We start from the raw sequence: 20,807 nt of genomic DNA on the forward strand, positions 1-20,807 counted from the left end.
CTGGGGCACACCCTCCCAGGTGATGTCCACCGACCACACCACGTCTTCAAACTTCTCTTCAAACAACGGGGTAATGTAATTGCCGCTATGGTTTGTGAGGGTACGGAAGTCCATCAGCTCACCAATCTCAGAAGGTGCAAACCCTTCAATCAACTGCTGGACAAATTCCGGATGGCTGAACAGCTCCTTGTAACCGGTGTCGTGGTGATTCGTTGCCATGGGGTCTCCTGTCTCAGTACCTGAAGTCTACCACAGCCACTGACCACCACCTCACCGGTCAACCAGTAACCTGACGAGCCAGACCGATACCCTATCTACCGGCAGTGGGTAACAGATTCATCAACGTTTCCAGACTGGCTCAGCCGCTCAGCCTTCAGGCCAGAATCCGTAGAAGTCACAGAGAAGTGCCATAACTGGATATCCATCCAGCTCTATGCCACTATTTTACCATTCCGGCATTCGACAAGGAGTCACTCATGCCCAGGCCACGAGCTGAACAAGTCAGCGTTGCAGACACGCCCTATTATCACGTGATTTCCCGCTGCGTACGGCGTACCTTTCTATGTGGTGAAGACCACCAGACGGGGCGCAGCTACGAGCACCGGCGGGGCTGGATCGAGGAGCGCATCCGGCTGTTGTCTTCGGTGTTTGCGGTGGATATTGCCGCCTACGCAGTTATGGCGAACCACTACCACCTGGTGGTCAAACTCAGCCCAGACGATGTGGTGCCCTGGAGTGACGATGAAGTGCTATCGCGGTGGTGCTGCCTTTATAAGGGCGCCCCGCTGGTGCAGCGTTATCTTGACGGGCAAGACCTCTGCGACGCAGAGCGCCGGCAGGTATTCCGTTACGCTACAGCCTATCGCAGCCGGTTGGCAGATCTCAGTTGGTTTATGAAGTGCCTGAACGAGCCCATTGCTCGCCAGGCGAACCGCGAAGACAACTGTACCGGCCACTTTTGGGAAAGCCGATTCAAGTCCTATCCACTGGACACCGAAGAAGCCGTACTGTCCTGCATGGCGTATGTTGACCTGAACCCGATTCGGGCGGCCATTGCCGATACCCCCGAAGCCTCAGACCACACCAGCCTCAAGGAGCGAATCCAACCCAGCTTTAATCTGGCCGAGGCCATTCAGCACCAGATCGAACAACAAGCCCTGAATAACTTCTGCGTACCGCCGAAACCCTTACTGGGCTTTGAGGGCGTCATTCGCAACGGGCCTCAGCGGGGCATCCTGTTTGGTTTTGAAGATTATCTGGAACTGGTGGATTGCACCGGGCGGATCAGCCGCAGCGACAAGCGCGGTGTGATCGATGAGAAAGCCCTGCCGATACTGGAACGGTTGAACCTCGACCCAGGGCGATGGTGCGAGCGGGCCACGCGCTTTGAGGCGACATACCAGGATTACCGCAAGGAACGCCGACGGGCGGCCTGAGCCCCTTCCTTTCAAACCCTTCTTCTTCAGGACCGGCCACAGGCTGGGAATCGACCGTGGGCGATGGCCGGGCTTTGACGGCCATCAATGGCAGAACGCGGAGTTCTCAGCGCGGTGTAGGCCGAGTTTTTTAACGTAACGTTGAAATATGCGTACCCAGAAACGACAAAGGCCCGGAGGTGGAATCCCGCCGGGCCTTTGAGGAGGTGATCAGGTCACGTCAGCTTATGCCGTCAGCTTGCGTCAGCTTGTGCCTGTCCGTTCACGCAGCTATAGGTAAACAGAGACAATTCTGCTGTTTTCGTCAATGAAATTTCCCCGCTAATCAATACAAAGCACAACATCGAAAGGGGTAAGCCTAACTGACAAGGTAGTGACCTATACCCGCGTCCCGCAGGGCATGCCGCCCGAATTTTCGCAATCCGATTCTACCGCGCATAGGATCCCTTCGAGAATATTGCTGAACGTGAAACATGGTGGACAACGGGTGAAGGCGGTAAACGAGTTGCGTATTGGCGAGGCTGACCTTCCAAACCAGTCACCATAGAGCCCATCGTTCAGGCTAGACGCAAAAGCCCCGGATAAAAATCCGGGGCTTTTGTTAGTGAACCAGCCTGGATTGCTTATTAAGAAGCAGGGCAACCGCTAGGTGCATAGCTATCTTTCCATCCAGTGACAGAGCCACCGCCTGTTATGATACAGTTCCAACGGCCTTGAGCATCACGGCTGTATTCAACAACAACACCAGTTACCGCTGCACTTGCATTGTCACCAAGGGTAGCCTGCAGAGTAGGCGTCGCAGTGGCACCCTGAGCAACTGTGAAAGTCTGAACCATGTTTGAAGTAGCTGCATCAAACCCAATCGCAAGCTCCTGTGGAGACGCGGTGAGATTATCGGTGTAACCCGCTACAATAGTTCCACCACGCTGAAGAGTTGTTTCGGCACTGGTTTTCAAAGCCGAAACCTCGCCAACAACACGCGTGACCTGCGATCGGGCTGTATAGTCCTGATACTGAGGAATAGCGACCGCCGCCAAAATACCAATAATCGCAACAACGATCATCAGTTCGATCAGGGTGAAACCCTTCTGAGCGTGATTGATTTGAATGTTCTTCATTATTCGACCTCTGTGTTTGTCGTTGATCAACTCTTTCTGGCCCGGGCCCGGTGGAGTCGCGCCCCGTGACCGGTGTTTTGAGCCTGCCATTTGCAATGCACCGGCTGTGCCAATATCGATAGAACGCAAAATTTCGAAAAATACACCTTTTGTTTCAGGGTCCTGCGGCCTTTTGTGAGCCATATCACAAACAGTATTTGGATAGATTTACCTGCCCGATGACGTCAATGGGTGACGCTCTACGTCACCCCTGTTGGTCTGGAGTGGTTCATGAAGGAGAGGTCAGAAGCGGGCTTTCTTCTAACCCTTGCAAAGGGTGTCTTTCCAAATGAATGCGAGCCATCTAAACTCACTGCAATTGACAAAACATCCGTTTCAGACACTTAGGCTGCGCTCTTTACTCAAATTATGTCTTCCAATAAAAGCAATATTACGCTTACGGGCCTTGCGAGGCGCTTCGTAGATGACGGACATCTGGATGAGGCAACAGCGAAGGATGCGTTCCTTCAGGCCTCTCAGAACCGCATCCCGCTTATCACCTATCTGACCCAGAACAATCTGGCAGACAGCTCCAAGCTCGCTTTTTCGGCTGCGATGGAATTTGGCGTCTCCGTTCTGGACCTTTCCGCCTTCATGCCGGAAATGATGCCCGAGAAAGTGGTAGACGAGAAACTGGTCCGGAAACACAACGCGCTCCCTTTGTATAAGAGAGGCAACCGGCTGTTTATAGCCGTTTCGGACCCGACCAACATTCAGGCTCTGGATGAGATCAAGTTCAATACTGGCCTGAGTACCGATGCGGTTCTCGTTGATGATGCCAAGTTGCGCGAAGCCATTGACAAGTATCTGGAATCCCAGGACACCACGATGGGTGATCTGGACGATTCCGATCTTGAAGGTGTTGAAACGGAAGGTGGCGAACAGGAAGATGAAGGCGCGGTCGTTGCTAGTGAGGTTGATGATGCGCCTATCGTCAAGTACGTCAACAAGATGTTGCTCGATGCGATTCGGGGCGGCGCCTCGGATATCCACTTTGAACCTTACGAAAAGATCTACCGGGTGCGGTATCGCACCGATGGCATCTTGAAGGAAGTGTCGCGCCCTTCGATCAAGCTTGCGCCAAAAATTTCCGCCCGGGTGAAAATCATGGCGCAGCTCGATATATCCGAGCGGCGGGTGCCCCAGGATGGCCGGATCAAGATGAAGCTGTCCAAGACCAAGGCGATCGATTTCCGGGTAAATACCTTGCCCACCCTTTGGGGCGAGAAGATCGTATTGCGGATTCTGGACCCCAGCCAGGCGAAACTGGGCATTGATGTTCTGGGATACGAGGAAGATCAGAAGAAACTGTATATGGATGCCCTCGCCCAGCCGCAAGGTATGATTCTGGTCACCGGCCCGACGGGCTCCGGTAAAACTGTGTCTCTCTATACCGGCCTAAATATTCTGAACACCCCGGGCATCAACATCTCCACGGCGGAAGACCCGGCGGAAATCAACCTGGAGGGCATTAACCAGGTTAACGTGAATACCCGGGTGGGCCTGGGCTTTGCCGAGGCGTTGCGGGCCTTCCTGCGGCAGGATCCGGACGTGATCATGGTGGGTGAGATCCGGGATCTGGAAACTGCCAACATTGCCATCAAGGCCGCGCAGACTGGCCACTTGGTGCTCTCTACCCTGCACACCAACAGCGCGGCAGAAACGTTGACGCGGATGATGAACATGGGTGTGCCCTCGTTCAACATCGCCACATCGGTAAGCCTGATCATTGCCCAGCGGTTGGGCCGGAGGCTGTGCAGTTCCTGCAAACAGGCCGCTGACATTCCAAAAGACGTGCTTTTGGCGGAGGGGTTCACACAGGAACAAATTGATACAGGCTTCACGTTGTACCGCCCCAAGGGCTGTGATAAATGCAATGGAGGATATAAAGGCCGCGTCGGTATTTACGAGGTGGTCAAGATTACCGACGAGCTGGCGAATATGATTATGGAAGAAGCCAGCTCCATCAAAATTGCAAAGCAGGCTCAGGCAGAGGGCTTCCGGACATTGCGGCAATCCGCTCTTCGTAAAGTTGTTGAGGGGGTTACCAGCCTGGAGGAAGCCAACCGCGTGACGAAGGATTAAGCATGGCAGAGAAAGCGCAGAAGCTGGAATCGTACGTTTGGGAAGGGAAGGACCGGAAGGGTAACAAGTCCAAGGGCGAGTTGACCGGCTCCAACCTTGCGCTGGTAAAAGCGCAACTTCGCAAACAGGGCATTATTCCGAACAGGGTAAAGAAGAAGCCTAAACCGCTGTTTGGCGGCAGCAAGAAGGTGACACCCTTCGATATTGCGATGCTGACCCGGCAACTGGCAACCATGATGAAAGCCGGTGTGCCCCTGGTTCAGAGCTTTGACATTGTTGCGGATGGCCTGGATAACAAGGGGCTTCAGGAACTGGTGATGAGTATCCGGAATGATATTTCGTCCGGCACCAGCTTTGCCGGGGCCCTTCGTAAGCATCCCAAGTATTTTGACGACTTATATTGCAACCTGGTGGATTCGGGTGAGAAGGCCGGTGCGCTGGAGGCGATGCTTGATCGGATTGCCACCTATCTTGAAAAAACCGAGCTTTTGAAGAAGAAAGTTAAAAAGGCAATGACCTACCCGATTGCCGTTGTCGTGGTGGCGATTATTGTTACGGCCATCCTTCTGGTGAAAGTTGTACCTCAGTTTGAGAGCCTGTTCCAGGGTTTCGGCGCGGAGTTGCCGGTGTTTACTCAGATGGTTGTGCACTTGTCTGAGTGGATGCAAAGCTGGTGGTTTGTCGTTCTCCTTGGCATCATCGGCACAATTTTTCTATTTAAAGAGGCTGTTCGCCGGTCCCGGAAATTCTCGGACCTTGTCGATAAGTACGTTCTGAAACTGCCTGTCGTCGGCGAAATCCTCGATAAATCCGCCGTTGCTAAATTCGGGCGCGTACTCTCTACCACCTTTGCTGCGGGTGTTCCTTTGGTGGATGCGCTTGATTCCGTGGCCGGGGCCACGGGCAATGCGGTTTACCGCGATGCCATCGACCGCATCAAGAACGATGTCTCCAGCGGTACCCAGTTGCAGGCTTCGATGCGCCAGCAGGATGTGTTCCCGGTTATGGCGGTTCAGCTTACGGCTATCGGTGAAGAGTCCGGTAACCTGGATGAGATGCTGGCCAAGGTGGCGGAGCATTATGAGGCAGTGGTGGACGATATGGTTGATAACCTCACCGCGCTGATGGAGCCGATGATTATGGCGGTTCTGGGTGTGCTGGTGGGTGGTTTGATTATTGCGATGTATCTGCCGATCTTTCAGATGGGGCAGGTTGTTGGTTAGCGAGCATGGGGTCAGATGAAAATGGGGTCAGATGAAGGCTTTCATCTGACCCCGGGTTCACGTAAAAGTGGGGTCAGAAGAAGGCTTTCTTCTGACCCCGAGTTCGCCCAGCTGCTTTTCGGTCAATTGATGCTTACTTTGGATACCTTTCTTTCTACCCCCTGGCTGCTTTACCTTACCGTTACCCTGGTTTCCCTCTGCATCGGCAGCTTCCTGAATGTTGTGATTCTGAGGCTGCCGAAGATGATGCACCAGGACTGGCGCTGCCAGTGCGAGGAGTTTCTGGAGCTGTCTGACAAGCAGCGCAAGCAGGAAGAGCGGATGACTCTTTCCACGCCGGCTTCCACCTGCCCTTCCTGCGGCCATGGCATTCGGGCCTGGGAGAATATTCCGGTGGTCAGTTGGCTGATCCTGCGGGGCAAATGCGCTTCGTGCAAGGCGCCTATCTCGCCCCGCTATCCGATCATTGAGGCCGTTACCGCGATTTTCTCGGTGGTGACCATTGGTGTCATCGGGCCGAACGAGTCTGCGCTTTGGGCCCTTCTGCTGGTTTGGGCTCTGGTAGCGCTGACAGTTATTGATTTCGATACCCAGCTGCTGCCGGATAACATCACCCTGCCCCTGATGTGGCTGGGGCTGGTGCTGAATTATTTTGGTGTGCTGACGGACTTTACCAGTGCCTTCTGGGGCGCGGTGGCTGGCTATCTTTCCCTGTGGTCGGTTTACTGGCTGTTCAAGCTGGTGACCGGGAAGGAAGGCATGGGGCATGGCGACTTCAAGTTGCTGGCCGCTCTGGGTGCCTGGCTGGGGTGGCAGCTGTTGCCGGCGGTGATTCTGCTTTCCTCGGTGGTTGGTGCGGTTGTGGGTATCAGCCTGATGGTGTTCAAGAAGCATGGGCGGGAAGTGCCGATTCCGTTCGGGCCTTATCTGGCTACGGCGGGGTTGCTTTGCCTTTGGTTTGGTAGTGAGATTCAGGGGTTCTGGTTTGGGTTTCTTGGGGTTTAGCTGAACTTGGGGTCAGATGAACGCTTTCATCTGACCCCCCCTTTTGGTCTTGGAGTATGATTTTGGAAGCAGGTGAAAATGGGGTCTGATGAAGATGGGGTCAGAGCAAAAACGCTTCGCGCTTTTGGTCTGACCCCGGTTGGTCTGACTCCGGTTGGTCTGACTGGCGGGATTGGTTCCGGCAAATCCACGGTTGCGCGTCTTTTTGGGGATCTTGGCGTGCACTGGGTGGATGCGGATGATGTGGCCCGGGAGGTGGTTGAGCCGGGCACGCCTGCGCTGGCGCGGATTGCGGAGCATTTTGGGGAGGGGATTCTTACTTCTGAAGGTGCCCTGGATCGGGGGCGGCTTCGGGGGATTGTTTTTGAGGATCCGGAGCAAAGAGCCTGGCTGGAGTCGCTGTTACATCCGGTGATTCGGGAGGAGCTTGTGCGGCAGTTAAAGCAGCCCCCCTCCGATACGTCGGACCGCCCCGGCCCCAGTCCCTCAGGAGCAGAAGGGAGTAACCACCCTGTTCCCTATGTTCTTCTTGTTTCTCCCCTTTTGCTTGAAACCGACCAGCACGAGCTTGTCGACCGCATTGTGGTGATCGATGTCCCCACAGATGTCCAGATCGAACGCACCATGGCCCGGGACACCAATTCTCAAGAACAGGTTGAGCGGATTATTGCGGCGCAGATGCCGCGGGAGCAGCGGCTGGCGCGGGCGGACGCTATAATTGACAATAACCGCCCTCTGGATGAGGTGGCGCGTCAGGTGCGTGAGCTGCATGAGCGATTGTTGGTGGATTTTGGCTGACGGGTCTTTCCGCTTCCGGCTTGCAGGTCTGGCGGCTGCGTTCACTCTGACCTTCCCTTCTCCCAGCTACAGCATCGAGCGGGTGTTTGAGGTGAAGGAGCGATCTGTGGCCGAGATTCTGTCGCCGGAGACCCTGCCTATTGGGTTTTACACCTTTGAGCCGGATGAGTATTGGGCAGAGCCCAGGGATTCGTATTGGCTGAAATTCAGTAACTGGGTTCTGCGCCAGGAGCGCGTCCAGGGCCCCAGAATCCAGTCCCTGGGCCAGTGGGCAGACCGAACGCTTTCGGGCAGCAACTACGATCTTCCCAATAATGAAAGCTACCTGCGCATTGGTTTTGCCACCGAGTCGGAATATGGAGATCCGGCGCAGTTTAAGCCGGAGGCGCGGTTCCGGCTGGATATTCCGACAACCAGGCAAAAACTTCGGCTGGTTATTGAGAGCGAAAGCGAGGAACTGATTCCCTTCGCGGAGCGCCAGCGCTACCGGCAGCTTACTGAAGCGGACCGCTCGGATACCGAAGCCACGGGCGCCCTGCGTTACCTGACGGAGGTGGGTGACGCCATCAATTTCTCCAATGACCTGGGTGTGCGCCTGCGGATTCCTGCGGATGCCTTCTGGCGGGCGACGGCGAAGAAGCGGTGGCGGCTGGACGACAAGTGGGTTCTGAACGCGCAGCAACGCTTTTATTATTTCCACCAGGATGGCTGGGGCGAGCGCACCTGGATTGATGCCGGGCGGCCGGTGGGGAAAGGGTGGCACTTTCGGTCCTCATCCGAGCTGGAATGGGTGCACCGGGACCGGGAATTTGTGGCTGCACAGATTTTCAGCCTGCAAAAGCGTACCAATAACCGGCTGGTTGTCACGCCCCGGCTGGGGGTGCTGGGCGAAAGCCAGCCGTCCTGGCGCACCACCTCGGTGTTCGGGGATCTGACCTTTCGGTACCGGCTGCACAGCAACTGGCTGTATGCCGAGCTGATTCCGGCGCTGGAATTCCCCAGGGAGGAGAGCTCCAAGGACCGGGCTTCGGTGATTTTCCGGGTGGAGATGTTTTTCTCCGGTATTATTGAAGGTGATCGCCTTTGAAGCAGGGGTCAGATGTGAAAATGGGGTCAGATGAAAGCGTTCATCTGACCCCGGGTTAAAGCTGAAAGAGGGGTCAGATGAAAGCGTTCATCTGACCCCGGAGTATGACTTGAACATGGGGTCAGAAGACGGCGTTCTTCTGACCCCGGAGTTTGCGGTGTTCCGTTCCGGAGTTTTAGATGTCCCGACACCCCTCAAAACCTGCCGCCGAGGCCCTCACGCTCACCCCGGTTGCCATTACCCGTTCCTGCTTCCGGGACAAGTTCGGGGTGCCGCGCCAGCCGGGGCTGACCCGCCATGCCCGGGCCGATCTGGTCATCCAGTCGCCGTTTGACCGGGAGGATGCGTTCCGGGGTCTGGAGACCGCCAGCCATCTGTGGCTCACCTTTCAGTTTCATGAGGCGGTGCGTGCCGAGTGGCGGCCGGTGGTGCGCCCTCCCCGGCTTGGCGGTAACCGGAAGATGGGCGTGTTTGCCAGCCGTTCGCCATTTCGTCCCAACAGTCTTGGCCTGTCGGTGGTTCGCAATGAGGGGCTTTTGCGGGTAGATGGCCAGCTCATTCTTCGCATCAGCGATCATGACCTGATCGACGGCACACCGATTCTCGATATCAAGCCCTACCTGCCCTTTGCCGATTCCGTGCCGGAGGCCACCCTGGGCTGGGCCGATTCACCGCCCACTGAAGAAAGGCTGGAGGTGGTGTTCCTGCCAGAAGCGGAGCAGCAGATCCTCGAGCTGCCACCGGAACACTACCCGGCATTGCGCCCCCTGATTGAGGATGTCGTGGGTTATGACCCGCGCCCTTCCTTTCGCCGGGGGCGGGAGGAAGATCGCATTTACGGTGCCCACCTGTACGACCTGAATGTGCGCTTCCGATTTGTGAATGATCGTTCATGGAAACGTGTCGAAGTGCTAACGGTCTGTTAAACTCCCTCTGGTGATTTTGTAGTCGACACAGGGAATTTGTGCCTTGCCTTCAAAGCAGCTATTCGAACGATTGGGAATACGGCCATTGGCGGCAAGACTGCTCGCCTATGTATTGCTGTTCAGCCTTCTCTTATCCCTGGTGGCCACCGGCGTTCAGCTGATCGGCGAGTTTGAGCGCCGGAAGGCTGATCTGCTGAGTAATCAGACACGGGCCGCCGAACTGGTCTCCGGTAGCATGAGTAACAACATCTGGCTGATGAATTTCAGCGAGGTGGCCAACAGCCTGGATGACATGAAAGCGGTGCCCGCGATCCAGTATGCCCGGGTGGTCACCACCACTGGCGAGGAATTCAGCACCGGAACCTATCCGGACGGCCGCGTTATCTCCCAGACCTTTCCCCTGGTGTTTGACCGCTCCACCATCCGCAGCCCCGAGAATGTGGGCACGCTGACCGTCACCTCCTCCATTGACCAGATCTACGCAGAGCTCTGGAACCGGGCGCTATTGAACCTGTTGTTCCAGTCCATTGTGGTGATGCTGGGTACCCTGGGATTATTGGTGATTGTTCGCCTGACCCTGTCCCGGCACCTGGAATCCATGGCCGACTACGCGGCACGGCTGAACCTGGATGCTCTGGTGGACCCGCTGAAGCTGAAACGCAAGGCCCTGAAAACGCCGGACGAACTCTCCGAGCTGGAACAGGCCCTGAACAAGATGCGCCTGCAGATTCTGGAAGACACCCGCTCCCTGCGCCAGACCACCATCCAGTCCCAGGACGAGCGGGATGAGGCGGTTCGGGCCAATCACGCCAAGAACCAGTTCCTGGCCAATGTCAGCCACGAACTGAGAACCCCCCTGCAATCGGTTCTGGGGTACGCCAACCTGCTGACGGACACGCCTCTGGATCAGGAACAGCGGGAGTATGTGCAAACGCTGCTGAGCGCCTCGGAGAGCCTTTCCGCCATCATCAACGACCTGCTGGACATTTCCAGCATGGAAGCCGGAAAACTGGTGCTGGATGACATTCCCTTTGATCTGCGGGAAACCCTGAACGATCTGGTGCATATGCTCGGCGCGCGGGCCCGGGAGAAAAGGCTGGCCCTGGAGCTGCGCATCGACGAGAACCTGCCCTGGGCTTTGAAGGGCGACCCGGTGCGGATTCGCCAGATCCTGCTTAACCTCACCTCCAACGCTATCAAGTTTACCGATTCCGGCCATGTGCTGATCAGCATTGAGATGCTGGGCCGCCGGGACGACCAGGCCCGGATTCGCTTGGCGGTGGAAGATACTGGCGTCGGCATCAATCCGGAAGACGTGCCTCTGGTTTATGAGCCTTATGTGCAGTTGGGCCAGCAGTTCCAGCGCCAGCTCCCCGGCGCCGGTCTGGGTCTGACCATTTGCCGGCAGCTGGTGAACCTGATGGACGGCTCGCTGGATCTGGAGAGCCGGCCCGGCGAAGGCTCCACGTTCTGGATAGAACTAACCCTGCCAGTTGCCCCGGAGAACGCCACCCGCGTTCGGCCGGATACCCGGATGGTGAGGAATCGCCGGATTCTGGTGGTGGACTCCTACGAGCTCTCCCGCAAGATCACCCTGGAAATGCTGTCGCGCCACGAGGTGCAGATTGAGGCGGTGAAGTCTGCCGGTGAGGCACTGACGTCCCTGCGCACGGCGTTTGATGGCCTGCAGCCGTTCGACGCCATTATTCTGGACGGCTTTGTGCCGGATATGGACAGCGACCTGCTGTGCCGGCAGATCCGCAGCAACCCGCTGTGGGCGGATATGCGCCTGCTGATTCTCTCGTCCAACCCCCAGCGGGGCGATGCCGAGCATTTCCGCCAGGCAGGCGCGGATGCCTTCCTCAGCAAATCACTGCGGGAATCCTGCCTGACACCGATTCTGAACCAGTTGTTTGCGGATGCCGCCAGGCAGGACCGGCGCTTCCTGACCCGTTTCTCCCTGCAGGCGGTAACCGATACCGCCCGGCGGCGCGAGTTGCCCTGCGGCCGCATGAAGGTGCTTTTGGTGGAAGACAACCCGGTAAACCGCACGCTTACCCGCCGGCTTCTGGAGAAGCTGGGTTGTGATGTGATGACGGCCAACGACGGCGAGGCCGCCGCCAGCCTGTGGCAATGGCACCCGTTCGACCTGATCTTCATGGATTGTGTGATGCCCCGCGTGGACGGTTTTGAGGCTACGCGCAGGCTCCGGGAATGGGAACAGGGACATAATCGGGAACGGATTCCGGTGGTAGCCCTGACCGCCAGCGCCATGGAAGAAGATGAGGAACGCTGCCGCCGTTCCGGCATGGATTTGTTTGTTGCCAAGCCTGTCAATATTGAAATGCTACGGGCAGTACTGGAACAATACTGTAAAGCGTCCGCCGCCTCCTGAACCGGTGGCAAGGACATCCAGTAACGTTTCCAATACCTGAAGGCAGCCATGAACGTTGAATGCCCAACCTGTAAAAAATCCGTGGAATGGACGGAATCCAACCCCTGGCGCCCGTTCTGTTCGGAGCGCTGCAAGATGATCGATCTGGGGGCCTGGGCCAACGAGGAATACCGGGTACCGGCCGAGAACGTATCGCCAGAGGACCTGGACCAGGGCGGAGAAAACACCCGGCACTGAATTCCTGAATCCAAAAACAGAAACAAGAGGTTAACGGGGACTTACCGGCTTTTAAGTTGAGTGGCCTCAGGCGCCCCGTTACCATACCGCCAAATCAATGAATAACTTACCGAAGGTGCACACATGAAAGCGTCCCGGATTTCCCTGATGATTCTCTCCCTGGCTGCCGCGCCCGCGTTTGCAGGTGATGTTGACCTGAGCCTTACCAATGATTCGGTGAAAGGCCAGGTGAATTTCTTCGGCACCAACAACGATCTCCAGTTGGGCACCGGCTACACTTACCGAGAAGGCGGCCGCGACATTTTCAACGTGGATTTCCATGCTCAGGGTCGTACCGCCCTGGGTAACCTGCCCACCACCGCCGGTATCGGTATGCGTGGCATCTACTGGGACCAGAGCCGGGCTGACGGCGGTGCCATTGGGCTTGGCGGTTTTGCCACCGTCAACATTCCGAACGTGCCGGGCCTGTCTTTCACCGGTGGTTTGCATTACGCCCCCAGCATTCTCTCCTTCGGCGACTCCGACGACATGACCAGCCTGGAGCTGAGGGGCAGCTATCGGGTGATCCGCAATGCCGAAGTGTTTGCCGGTTACCGTTACCTGAACACCGAGCTTGATCGCCCGCTGCGCGGTGACGTGAACCTGGACGAAGGTGTCATGGCCGGCATGAAAATCTTCTTCTGATTCCAGCCTTTCTGTATCGGGCGCCTCCTCTCTCAACGGGAAACAGGCGCCCGTTTCATTGCTTTTTCGTGGCCCTTTCGTGCTTTTCCTCACGCTTTCCCGAGAATCCGACTGTTAGACTGTTTGCCTGTTAATTCTGCACGGATAGCCAGGCATGCGATTCACTTTCGGTTTACTGCTCTGCTGCACACTGCTGCTCACCGCCGGATGCGGGAGCGGTGAGAGTGCCATTGAAGGAGCGCGCAACCAGCCCAACGACTTCGCCGGCAACAAAAATCCGGTAACCGACTTCAGCTCTGGCAGTACCGGCGACTCCACCAACGCCGGCGGCCTGGAAACCGACGAAGTCCGGGTTACCATGGAAGTGCCGGATGGCGTAACCGGCACTGGCGAATCAACCCGCCGTAACCTGAGAATCGTGCAACCAGACAGGGTGAGTGTTTACTACACCAACCCGGCCCTGCAGGTCCTGGACGAGCCCGCGATTTCCACCCGTACCGACAGCGAAGGCTTCACGATCATCAAGTTCACGGAGGGATTGCCCCTGGGCCCGGACGTCATCATTGATGCGGTTTATGGTAACACCCGCATGCGGGCCCTCGCCGCCGATGCCGACCGGGATGTGAAGGTGAACCCCTTCTCCGAGTACCTGGTGCGAAACGCCCTGAGCAGCTACACCGCCGGGGAATTCCAGGCCATTCTGGACTGTGTGGCCGATGCCAACGGTGAGCTGTGCCTGAACAAGTATGTGTGGTCCACCCTGGCCGACCAGGTTCACGACTTTGAGATCGACATTCCCTCCGGGGCCGACCTTCAGGATGCCCTGGACTTACTCTCCGCGCGGGGCGATTTCGCCCGTTACGTGAGCGCCATGGCCGGCTACGCGTTGCTGGGTGCGTCGTCCTCGGGCAAGATAAGCGCCAGCTCGGCGGACTACAACTCTATCTTCCTGGGCATCGAGCTGGGCCAGACCTTTTTGGAGCCCTCCCTGGCCGGCTCTGGCCAGTGGGGTGTTCGCACGACTCAGGAGGAAGTGCTGGAAGACACAAGCGGCATTGGCTATGTCTACCCGGCCCTGACCCTAGCCAGCTTTGATGCCTTCAATATCCGGGTCACGTCCCTGGCCAGTGACATTCCCTATGATCGTGAAGCGCTGATTCATCAGAAGGGCAATAATTTCTTTGAGCGCGGTTCGGATAACTGGGAGCGCAACACGCACTCCTCATCCCCGGGCGCCGCCACCCTGCTGGAAGACACTCGCCTGCTGGCCGGCCGTGCCCTGTTCCAGAGCATTACCGGCCGCGGCAGCTCAAAGATCATGGGCTGGACCCGCAACCCTTACTACCTCAATGCCTTCACCAGCCTGCCTGTGGACGATACCACGGGGCCAGACCGGGTAATCAGCGGGTATTTCAGCGCAGGCAAGGCCATCGAGCTGGAGGCCGAAGGCGACCAGTTACGGCGGCTCGGCACCCTGGAAGACCAGTATCTGTCAGTGCTCGAGATCAACCTGCTGCGCAAGGAAGGTTTCGACGCCAGCTCACTCAATGGCCGGAATTACAACATGCTTTACCTGGCAACCCGCTTCAGCGAGGCGGCGGTACCGATGGCGATTGAAACCGGGCTCGGCCAGTGGCAGATCGACTCGGGCACCGTCAGCCAGTCCCAGACTTTCACGACCGTGCGCCGGGGCAATGCCGGCGGCGTGTCCACCAACGATACCGGCACGCGCACGGAATCCTGGACCCTTAGCAGCCGCACCTCAACGCTGAGCAAGGGCGAAGTGGACATTGGCCGGCTGAACCTGGACATAACCACCGCTTCAGGGGACTTCGAACAACCGGACATCGGCATCGGCGCCAGCACCCCTGATGGTACTCTGATGGCCTTCAACCTGGACGACAGCCCGCTAGGGGATGGATTGCTGATCGCCGCGGAGCAGACCGCCAACAGCGCACCTTCCGCCGGCCAGTTCCGGCTGCAGGGTGTTGCGCTGGGACTGGCGCCGGATACCAACCGGCTCCGGCATTTCGACAATGCCCTGCTGACCATCAACTCCTCCACGACAGCAACATTCTCGCCCATTGCCCTGGCCAGCAGCCATTCCGTAAACAATGAGACGGTGACAACGCCGGAACTTCAGGAGGATCCGGACATTGCCCTGACCTACACCCGGACCGGTGATGGCCGGGTCCGGTTCAGTGCCGGCAATCTGGTGCTCGAGGGCTTCCACACAGGCAGTCAGAACCAGTTCTACCTGAGGTTCCGGACCACGGAAGGCAACGAGGAACAGGCCGGCCTGGTCATCGCCACCCGCCTGCCCTGACGAGCTCTGGGCCAGGCGGTAAAATCCAACAGGCAGACGCCTCCGTATAACCTGTTATAATTCTTGCCATATCGACTTTGACGAGAGGTTTTATGTCTGCAGGTAAACGGGCGATGTTGCTGATGGCCCCCTTGATTGCGTTTGCGATCGGGGGCGGTTTCTATGTGCCACCGGAGGGTGGCGGGCAGAGCCGGTATGGCAACAGTGGATCAGAGCCCGCCCTGTCCTCCCTGCCGCCTTTGCCGGACTGGGCCAATGACGATCTGCCGGATTTTTCCAGGTACCGCGACACCACCGAGAAGAAAGCGGCGTTCTTCTCGTTTCTTTACCCTCGCATTGTTCTGGCCAACTCACGAATCCTTATTGAGCGCGACTACCTCGACAGCCTTGCCGGTAAGGAAGAATTGACCAGCAAGGAATACCGCTGGCTGGCCCGGCAGTCCGAGCGGCTGAGAGTGGATGCTGAACCCGGCAGTAAGGAGCAGTTAACGCTGCTGCGCAAGCGGCTGGATGTGATTCCGCCCTCGCTGATTCTGGCCCAGGCCGCCAATGAATCCGCCTGGGGCACCTCCCGCTTTGCCATCAAAGGCAACAACCTGTTCGGCCAGTGGTGCTTCTCGAAGGGCTGCGGCCTGGTACCACTTGGTCGTGCCGAGGGCGCCAGCCACGAGGTCGCCAGTTTCCCCTCGCCCTATCGCTCGGTGCGGGCCTATATCCAGAACCTGAACCGCCACCCCACCTACCAGCTGCTGAGAGACGTAAGGCTGAGGGATCGCCGCAACAATGGGCCACTCTCCGGCCTGGAGCTTGCCGAAGGCCTGCTTGGCTATTCCGAGCGTGGTGAGGAGTACGTAGAGGAGATCCGGGCGATGATTCACTACAACAATCTGGAATTTTATGACGACGACTTCCGGAGCGTGATCCGTGACCTGTCTCCGGACAGCCTTGAGCAACTGGCCTCTACCAAGGTGGAAACCGGACTGTTACCCCGCCAGTCATCACTGAGCAGTAACCCGGCTGAAGGTTAAAGCTGAAAATGGGGTCTGACCCCGTGGGGTCAAAAGCTGAAAATGGGGTCTGACCCCAGGGGGAAAGCTGAAAATGGGGTCTGACCCCAGGGGGTCAGACCCCTTCTTCATAGCAACCCAAGTTCGCGGGCGCGCACTGTAGCCTGGGTGCGGGATTTTACTTCCAGCTTGGCGTTAATCCGCCGGGCGTGGGTTTTCACGGTATGCAGGGAAATGTGCAGTTTGTCGGCGATTTCCTGATTCGAGAGCCCTTTGGCAATCAGCTCCAGCACACCCTGCTCACGCTCACTGATCGGTTCCGCCAGAGCCTCGGCACCGCCGGCCTTCGGTTTCAATTCGAAAAGATTTCCCAGGGCCTCCTTGAAGGGGCCCTCCGGAAGCTGACCAAAGCCCTTCTCCATCAGCTCCTGAAGCTCTCCCCGTAGTTCCGAAAACGGGCTGATAAAGTGCTCGCGGGCGGCTTCGAGAACGACGGCGGACAGAACCTTCTGGGCAACCACCGGGCCTTTTTCATCCTGAACGATGACCGCTTCGAGCAACCGCATATGCAGTTCAACGCCCCATGGAATCGTGCCCTCGTAACGTTCACGAATGCCCTGCAGGGTTTCCCTGGCGCGGATCAGGTCGCCACGGGCCAGATCAATCCGAACCTGCAGGCAATCCAGCAGGCCCGGCATCATCGGGAACAGTTCCGGCACGCAGCCTGCCTCCCGGTAGGGTGCAAGCTTGCTGACCGCCTGGCCAGCGCTGTCGATCTGATTCTGGGCCAACCAGCAACTGGCCTTGAGGGCTTCGAGAACCGGCACAAACAGCGATTCATCCACTTGCCAGGAATGCATGGTGCGCTCGGCCCGGCCAATCCAGACAAAGGCGTCTTCCAGCCGGCCCTGGGCTCGGCACATCAGTACCCGGATGGTCATCGCCAGCAGCAGGCCCAGATCCCGGGTCTGTTCGGCGTGCCGGCCACAGGTTACCAGCAGCCGGTCGGCTTCTGCTTCCCGGCCCTGGTGCCAGAGCACCAATACCAGATTCAACTGAAGCCGGGTTTCGCCAATCCGTGCCGGCCGGGCCAGCTCCTGCATGGCAGTATCCAGGCCGGTGCGCAACAGTTGCTCGGCGTGTTTGAGAGCGCCTTTGCCCAACTCGATGCGGGCATGGGCGTAAACCGCCAGCGCTTCCGAGCCGGAATCGCCGGCTTCGCGGGCAAGCCTGGCAGCCCTCCGGTTGGCTTCCCGGGCCTCCTGGAAGCGGCCGGCCGCGCACAGGGCACTGGAGCGCACCATTTGGGTTACCAGTTGCCCCTGGGTACTGAGCTCACCTTCCTTTCCGCCTTCCTTTAGCGCCCTGTCGGCCATTTCCAGGGCCGGACCCACGCTGCCCTCACCCCTGAGAATAAAAGCTTTGAGAGCACAGATCCGTGCCGCATGCTCGTCCCGATCGGACTCCGGCAGACCTTCAATAAGGGCTCGCGCCTGACGGAACTGGCCGCCAATGGCATGAACCCAGCTGTAAACAATTCTCAGGCGGGCACTGCGCTCAAGAAGCTGGGCAGGCAGGCTCTTGCGAAGTCTGAGCAGTGACGCCGTATCCTGCCCCAGCAGCAAGGCCTCGGAGCCCTCGGAGGCGATTCGGATAACCTCATCAGCGTCTCCGGCCAACAGCGCATATTTGAGGGCTTCCGGAAACTGATCACGCACACCGAACCAGCGACTGGCCTGAAGCATTCGCCCGGCGTAGCCTGCCATCATGGGCGCTCTCAGCCATTCCTGCATCAGGGGGTTAAGCCGGTACCACCGTCCCCGGCCTGGCATGGGCTTGAGAGGAAGACCTCGATCAACGGCCTGGGAGGGAACAAAACCGGAATCCGGCAACAGCGACTCAAGGGCCAGGAACAGCTCATCGGAACACAGTTCCAGCTCGGCAATACCGCGCAAGGATCGAAGCTGTCCCGGTGTGAGACCACCAAGCACCGATTCTTTCAGGAACCGCTCCACACCCGCCGTTTCCTGTATCGGTTTTCTCTCCGGATTCCGTGCTACTTCACGGCGATAGAGCGCCAGTGGCGTTGCCCAGCCTTCGGTGATGTCGTACAGGTTGTCTACAGCCACGCTGGTCAGCTGGCTCCCTGCCATGGCCGGCTGGAAGAATTCGAAGGTTTCTGAGCGCGAGAACTCCAGTGCTTCAGTGCCAATTCGGGTAAACCGGTTTTCAAGCTCGAGACCGTGGGTTTCAAAAGGCAGTGCCTTTCGGGAAATAAGTACGATCGAGGCGCCAGCGGGAAAGTCTGCAACCAGTTGTTGCAGCAGTTCGACCACGGCCGGGTTGCCCAGATTCTGAAGGTTGTCCAAAACCAGAACCCTTGGCTGCCCGGCACTCTTGCGGGCCAGCGCCACCTGCATCATCGCCAGGGTATCGGAGAAGGTGGCGCCACTTTGGTACCCCTGCTCCGGCGTCTCGGGCAGATTCAGGGCGATAGCGAGCAGCGTCAGAAAGCGCGACGGTGCGTTGTCCTGGGCATTCAGCGCAATCCAGCGGGTCTGGTCGCCCGACACTCCGGAGCCGCCGAGGGCGCTGACCACCGCATGGGATTTGCCATAACCGCAAGGCGCCTCAATAAACAGAACACTGCTGGAGTTCAGCGCTTCGGCAATCTTGCGGTCGAGCTTCGGCCGCGCCAGAGAGCCCGGCGGAACGGCAGGAATCTGCACCCTTTGCCTGAGCAAGTCCCTGACCAGTTCACCCCGTTGAAGACCACTGTTCGCTGACTGGAATTCATCGTTGGCTGCACAGCCATCATTGAATGGTTTCACGCACTGCCCCATTTAAATCCGGCCTGAACTGCCTTACACCGCCGGAAAAGTGGATCTTTGCACTGACTTTTGAGTGGCGACCGGCATCAGGTACGCCTTTAGTATGAGAAGAAGGTTAAACCAATTGAGGGGCGGGCTGCAAAATTTTGACGTGAAAGGATTTTAAAGCGTGTTAAAAAAACGGCGGGCCCGAGGGCCCGCCGATTTCATCTGGCTGCAGAACAGCGCTTAACGGGTGCCGGCCCGGCGCAGTGCCGCGGGCGAATAATCTCTGGCACGACGCTCCACGCCAAAGGTGTAGGGGTTTTCTTCTTCGTTGGTCAGGCCAAGAGCCAGGTAACGGCCAGAGAGCAGATCGTACAGGGTCTCGATGGCATACCAGGGAACCACCTGATCGTAGAACTGCATGGCGTGGGCTTCGGCAACACGCCAGAGCTCCCCACGGCCATCGTAATGGTCAATAACCGACGCCTGCCAGGAGTCTTCATCAATGTAGAAGTCGCGCTGGGCATAGATGTGGCGCTCGCCCTTTTTCAAGGTGGCGCGGACATGCCATACGCGGTGCAGCTCGTAACGGGTCAGGTCCTGGTTGATATGACCGGGCTTGACGATCTGGTCGTAGGCCAGACCCCGATCAACCAGCTTGTAGGCGTTGTACGGAATGTACATTTCCTTCTTGCCAACCAGCTCCCAGTTGTAGCGATCCGGTGCGCCGTTGAACATGTCAAAGTTATCGGACGTACGCATACCGTCAGAAGCGGTACCCGGTCCGTCATAGGCTACCTGGGGTGCACGGCGAACCCGGCGCTGACCAGCATTGTAAACCCAGGCACGACGTGGTTCCTCAACCTGGTCAATGGTTTCGTGAACCAGCAGTACGTTACCCGCCAGACGAGCCGGGCCGGTAATAGCCTGCTTGAAGTAGAACAGAACGTTCGGATCGTCGCCCGGGCTGTAATCTTCGAGGTAGGTGCGCCAGGTCAGCTCGTCCTGGAATTTCACAACGGAGAAGTCACCACTCTCGGTCGGCGTTACCTGGCCGACGTTACGCTGGACAGAACCACCGCGATAGCGGGTAATGTGGTTCCAGATCGCTTCCAGGCCATTCTGAGGGATCGGGAAGGGGGTAGCAGACTGGTAGTTGCCCAGGCCATTACCATCCTTGATCAGCTCAACGGTGGTTGCATTCTCAACGGTCTGCTCCATGACTTCCTGCGGATAGGCCGCAGAACGGTGGGTTTCATACACCGGCATGAAATAATCGTTGTAACGCTTGATCATCGCAACCTGCCCCGGGGACAGGTTGTCTTTGTACTGATCAACGTTGCTCTGGTCGATGGTGAACTTCGGCTCTTCGTTGGGGTACGGATTTACGTATATGCCGTCACCCTTGTAGTTGGCCGGAGGGGTAGTCAGACCACCTGTCCACGGCGGGATTTCACCGCCATTGCCGGCTTTCATCGCGCCCATCGGTGTCAGCGAATCACCCAGCTTGGCCGCTTCTTCAGCAGAAACCGCACCCCAGGCCTGGCCGGCAAAAATGCTCGCTGCCAGAACGCCTGTGGCCAGTAGTTTCTTGTTCAGTTTCATTTAAATTCCCTCGTTCAACG

Annotated in this window: 16 protein-coding genes; 12 read left to right on the forward strand and 4 right to left on the reverse strand. The window is 57.8% G+C overall.

Annotation, left to right across the window (positions count from 1 at the left end):
* A partial coding sequence (locus tag AC13C0_RS07025; protein WP_482953826.1) for an Rpn family recombination-promoting nuclease/putative transposase occupies window positions 1–219 on the reverse strand: 219 nt, incomplete at its 3' end.
* Window positions 220–476: 257 nt separating this feature from the next.
* Between AC13C0_RS07025 and AC13C0_RS07030 the strand changes: the two genes are divergently transcribed.
* Window positions 477–1,436 (forward strand): transposase, encoded by a 960-nt coding sequence (locus tag AC13C0_RS07030; protein ID WP_482954182.1) that lies wholly within the window; start codon window positions 477–479, stop codon window positions 1,434–1,436.
* A 626-nt stretch (window positions 1,437–2,062) separates the two neighbouring features.
* Here AC13C0_RS07030 and AC13C0_RS07035 read toward each other — a convergent pair.
* Complete coding sequence (locus tag AC13C0_RS07035) at window positions 2,063–2,554, reverse strand: pilin (protein WP_482954183.1); 492 nt, start codon at window positions 2,552–2,554, stop codon at window positions 2,063–2,065.
* A gap of 408 nt (window positions 2,555–2,962) precedes the next feature.
* Between AC13C0_RS07035 and pilB the strand changes: the two genes are divergently transcribed.
* The 11 genes from pilB (at window position 2,963) to AC13C0_RS07090 (ending at window position 16,387) form a co-directional block, all read left to right on the forward strand.
* Window positions 2,963–4,678, forward strand: coding sequence for a type IV-A pilus assembly ATPase PilB (gene pilB / locus AC13C0_RS07040; protein WP_482954184.1), 1,716 nt, complete (start codon window positions 2,963–2,965; stop codon window positions 4,676–4,678).
* A 2-nt stretch (window positions 4,679–4,680) separates the two neighbouring features.
* Complete coding sequence (locus AC13C0_RS07045; RefSeq protein ID WP_482954185.1) at window positions 4,681–5,901, forward strand: type II secretion system F family protein; 1,221 nt, start codon at window positions 4,681–4,683, stop codon at window positions 5,899–5,901.
* Between the two features lie 129 nt (window positions 5,902–6,030).
* Entirely contained in the window at window positions 6,031–6,906 is an 876-nt protein-coding gene (locus tag AC13C0_RS07050; protein WP_482954186.1) for a prepilin peptidase, read from the forward strand.
* A gap of 144 nt (window positions 6,907–7,050) precedes the next feature.
* Complete coding sequence (gene coaE / locus AC13C0_RS07055; RefSeq protein ID WP_482954227.1) at window positions 7,051–7,704, forward strand: dephospho-CoA kinase; 654 nt, start codon at window positions 7,051–7,053, stop codon at window positions 7,702–7,704.
* The gene (locus tag AC13C0_RS07060; protein ID WP_482954187.1) at window positions 7,676–8,791 is read left to right on the forward strand and encodes a hypothetical protein; all 1,116 of its coding nucleotides are present in this window, start codon (window positions 7,676–7,678) and stop codon (window positions 8,789–8,791) included. The genes coaE and AC13C0_RS07060 overlap by 29 nt, the downstream gene beginning before the upstream one ends.
* 179 nt (window positions 8,792–8,970) lie before the next feature.
* Window positions 8,971–9,717 (forward strand): tRNA (N6-threonylcarbamoyladenosine(37)-N6)-methyltransferase TrmO, encoded by a 747-nt coding sequence (tsaA, locus tag AC13C0_RS07065; RefSeq protein ID WP_117617747.1) that lies wholly within the window; start codon window positions 8,971–8,973, stop codon window positions 9,715–9,717.
* 43 nt (window positions 9,718–9,760) lie between these two features.
* Window positions 9,761–12,112 (forward strand): hybrid sensor histidine kinase/response regulator, encoded by a 2,352-nt coding sequence (locus AC13C0_RS07070; protein WP_482954188.1) that lies wholly within the window; start codon window positions 9,761–9,763, stop codon window positions 12,110–12,112.
* A gap of 48 nt (window positions 12,113–12,160) precedes the next feature.
* Window positions 12,161–12,349 carry a DNA gyrase inhibitor YacG gene (gene yacG, locus AC13C0_RS07075; protein ID WP_117617749.1) on the forward strand — a complete coding sequence of 63 codons (189 nt, stop codon included), beginning with the start codon at window positions 12,161–12,163 and terminating at the stop codon, window positions 12,347–12,349.
* Window positions 12,350–12,472: 123 nt separating this feature from the next.
* A complete protein-coding gene (locus AC13C0_RS07080) occupies window positions 12,473–13,033 on the forward strand; it encodes a YfaZ family outer membrane protein (RefSeq protein ID WP_117617750.1) in 561 nt (186 codons plus the stop codon).
* A gap of 154 nt (window positions 13,034–13,187) precedes the next feature.
* Window positions 13,188–15,359, forward strand: a complete 2,172-nt coding sequence (locus AC13C0_RS07085; protein ID WP_117617751.1) for a hypothetical protein — start codon at window positions 13,188–13,190, stop codon at window positions 15,357–15,359.
* 92 nt (window positions 15,360–15,451) lie between these two features.
* A complete protein-coding gene (locus AC13C0_RS07090) occupies window positions 15,452–16,387 on the forward strand; it encodes a glucosaminidase domain-containing protein (RefSeq protein WP_117617752.1) in 936 nt (311 codons plus the stop codon).
* Window positions 16,388–16,494: 107 nt separating this feature from the next.
* Here AC13C0_RS07090 and AC13C0_RS07095 read toward each other — a convergent pair whose 3' ends face one another.
* Complete coding sequence (locus AC13C0_RS07095) at window positions 16,495–19,209, reverse strand: LuxR C-terminal-related transcriptional regulator (RefSeq protein WP_482954189.1); 2,715 nt, start codon at window positions 19,207–19,209, stop codon at window positions 16,495–16,497.
* 216 nt (window positions 19,210–19,425) lie between these two features.
* On the reverse strand, window positions 19,426–20,787 hold the full coding sequence (locus AC13C0_RS07100; protein WP_482954190.1) for a DUF1329 domain-containing protein: 1,362 nt from the start codon (window positions 20,785–20,787) through the stop codon (window positions 19,426–19,428).
* Window positions 20,788–20,807 lie beyond the last annotated feature (20 nt).

The organism is Marinobacter sp. B-21 (genome assembly GCF_056857895.1).

Coding starts and splice junctions, on each gene's coding strand:
- AC13C0_RS07030 (WP_482954182.1), top strand. CDS start 477: ATGCCCAGGCCACGAGCTGAACAAGTCAGCGTTGCAGACACGCCCTAT.
- AC13C0_RS07035 (WP_482954183.1), bottom strand. CDS start 2,554: ATGAAGAACATTCAAATCAATCACGCTCAGAAGGGTTTCACCCTGATC.
- pilB (WP_482954184.1), top strand. CDS start 2,963: ATGTCTTCCAATAAAAGCAATATTACGCTTACGGGCCTTGCGAGGCGC.
- AC13C0_RS07045 (WP_482954185.1), top strand. CDS start 4,681: ATGGCAGAGAAAGCGCAGAAGCTGGAATCGTACGTTTGGGAAGGGAAG.
- AC13C0_RS07050 (WP_482954186.1), top strand. CDS start 6,031: ATGCTTACTTTGGATACCTTTCTTTCTACCCCCTGGCTGCTTTACCTT.
- AC13C0_RS07060 (WP_482954187.1), top strand. CDS start 7,676: ATGAGCGATTGTTGGTGGATTTTGGCTGACGGGTCTTTCCGCTTCCGG.
- tsaA (WP_117617747.1), top strand. CDS start 8,971: ATGTCCCGACACCCCTCAAAACCTGCCGCCGAGGCCCTCACGCTCACC.
- yacG (WP_117617749.1), top strand. CDS start 12,161: ATGAACGTTGAATGCCCAACCTGTAAAAAATCCGTGGAATGGACGGAA.
- AC13C0_RS07080 (WP_117617750.1), top strand. CDS start 12,473: ATGAAAGCGTCCCGGATTTCCCTGATGATTCTCTCCCTGGCTGCCGCG.
- AC13C0_RS07085 (WP_117617751.1), top strand. CDS start 13,188: ATGCGATTCACTTTCGGTTTACTGCTCTGCTGCACACTGCTGCTCACC.
- AC13C0_RS07090 (WP_117617752.1), top strand. CDS start 15,452: ATGTCTGCAGGTAAACGGGCGATGTTGCTGATGGCCCCCTTGATTGCG.
- AC13C0_RS07095 (WP_482954189.1), bottom strand. CDS start 19,209: ATGGGGCAGTGCGTGAAACCATTCAATGATGGCTGTGCAGCCAACGAT.
- AC13C0_RS07100 (WP_482954190.1), bottom strand. CDS start 20,787: ATGAAACTGAACAAGAAACTACTGGCCACAGGCGTTCTGGCAGCGAGC.